At 38.4% G+C, this 2303-nt stretch carries 2 protein-coding genes; both read right to left on the bottom strand.

Annotated features, from left to right (window positions below; genetic code table 11):
- Positions 1 to 736: IS21-like element helper ATPase IstB (gene istB / locus ABDZ63_RS15750; protein WP_343785169.1), on the bottom strand; the 736-nt coding region annotated here is incomplete at its 3' end.
- A complete protein-coding gene (istA, locus tag ABDZ63_RS15755; RefSeq protein WP_425542005.1) occupies positions 733 to 2265 on the bottom strand; it encodes an IS21 family transposase in 1533 nt (510 codons plus the stop codon). The genes istB and istA, both read right to left, overlap by 4 nt.
- Positions 2266 to 2303 lie beyond the last annotated feature (38 nt).

Here is a 2303-nt window from a genome sequence, read left to right on the forward strand (position 1 = left end):
TAATCCACTCTTCGGTCTCTCGTGCCCTATATGAAGGTCCTTTCATGTTTAATACATATGATTTATGTGTTAGACGATCCGTTAAGGCCGATGTTAAGACTGGGTCATGAAATACCTCCTGCCATTTCATAAATGATAAGTTACTTGTGATGATGGTTGATTTTCTACCCGCTCGTAAGGAGAGGTGACTGAAGAGTAATTCAGCTCCCTCCTTGTCAAATGAAATGTATCCAAGCTCATCAAGTATGACTAAGTCATACTTCTCAAACTTCAGCTCAAAAGAACGTAACTTTCGCTCTGACCTTAATTCTTTCAATTGGTTAATCAATGAAGGAACCGTCGCAAAATATACCTTATAGCCTGCTAAACAAGCTTCAACACCCAATCCAATGGCTAAGTGGGTTTTCCCAGTCCCTGGAGAACCTGTAAAAACTACATTTTGTCCGTTTTCGATAAACGACAAGGTTTTTAGCTTCTCTAGTTTTTGTCTTGCTTCTTCAGGCAAAGAGTCCTCATTTACTTCTTCTAGTAATTTCTTCTCTGGAAATTGTGCGTTTCGGATTCGGTTTTGTTTTGCTCTTATGACCCGGTCGGCCTTTTCTTGTTCTAATACATACAAGAGTCCCTCCTGAACTGCTTTTGTTTTGAGTGCATGATCTTTATCTTGTATGAGCTTTCTTATCGTTGGTAACCTAAGTGTTTTACTAAGTTCAATTAATTGATCTTCTATACTCATTGCGCGCCCTCCTCCGACAACATAAACAATTCTTCTAAAGCCTTGATATTCGCTCTTGCTTGTCCAGTGATATCATCACTCTTGTGAGGGCTATCCCCTGAAGAAGGAGACTGCTGGCACATGAATATGATTTGTTCAGTTGTAATGTTTTCACCTCGGAGAGATTGTAATTCTTCAATCACCTCCATGACACGATCTAATTTCTTGTTTTCTTTTATATAACTTAGTAGGTCTATGAAATCGCGCTCTTTTCCGATATAATAATGATTGTATATATTTTTAATTTGTTTTGGTGCTTGTCTCAAACTTTCGCTTTGAGGCAAGGCACCCCTTTTCATTTTAAACGTATCCAAATAATGATTAATATCCATAACCCATTGGTGAACTCCCCAATTGCGTTTGTGTTCGCTAACGTAATCACCATCAATGAACAGCCTTATTTTTTCGGCTCCAACTTTTACTTTAATGAATTTTCCAACGTGTCCCTCAGGAACAGAATAATGATTTTGTTTAATGACGATCGTGCTATATTTATCAACTCGGCATTCGATAAGTTCTGATGGATCATAAAACGCAATCATTGGAGTACTCTGCTCCTTCTCTTCTGTCATCAATTCCCTATGCGCTTTATCTTTAGCGTAATGGTTACGGTTGTTCAGCTTATGAAGTGTCCTAGCTAGATGTTCAGCTGCTTCTTCTATACTTGGATAGTGAATGGCCTCAGAAAAGGCTTTGCGGCGTATGAACTCAACACTCCGTTCCACACTTCCTTTCTCATTCCCTTTTCCTGGTCCGCAAAGGCGGATGGAGAACCCATAATAATTGGAGAGATTTTTCATTTCTTCATGAATCTCTCGTTCATCTCCTATAAACGACTTCACAACCGTTCGCATATTATCATATACAAAGACCGAAGGGATGAACCCAACTTGGTGTAGAAAATGACTATGCACATCTAGGACACAAATCTGTGTTTCTGATTCATAGAGTTTAGCGACTCGATAATTACTGTATGGTAATGTAAACACTGCTAAAGAGAGTCTTTTGGTATGCCCATCAATAACTAACTTAACTTCACCCCAGTCAAACTCAACTTCATAACCCGGTTCCATATACTTTCGAATAAAAGTTTCTTTTGCTTTTCCTGTTTCTCGATTAACGAAATGACGGACTGTCGTATACCCAATCTGAAAACCACGATCAATCAACGCTTCATGCATATCAACGATTTTCATTTGTTGCTTAGACATATAATGATTGCGTTTCCTCTCATTTTCTCGAATAAACCGTTTTAAAACCTGCTCTATTTCCGGTGTTAACACTTTCTTTTTTCCTTGTCGTTTTTTATATGTTGGCTTTTCTAAAATAGATTCAGTAATGGGTAACTCACGAACATCCTCCTCACGACTCTTCTTAAATTCTCTAGTGTACTTTCGAATAGTGTTTCTTGAGTGGCCTGTAAGGTCACGAATCTGCCTCTCTGTCTTACCATTTAAATGGTATTCTATAACTTTTTGTTTTTCTCGCAATAAAATCACACCCAATTTCCCCCTAACATCGTGTTAGG

Source organism: Alkalibacillus silvisoli, from assembly GCF_039521975.1.
Taxonomy (GTDB): domain Bacteria; phylum Bacillota; class Bacilli; order Bacillales; family Alkalibacillaceae; genus Alkalibacillus; species Alkalibacillus silvisoli.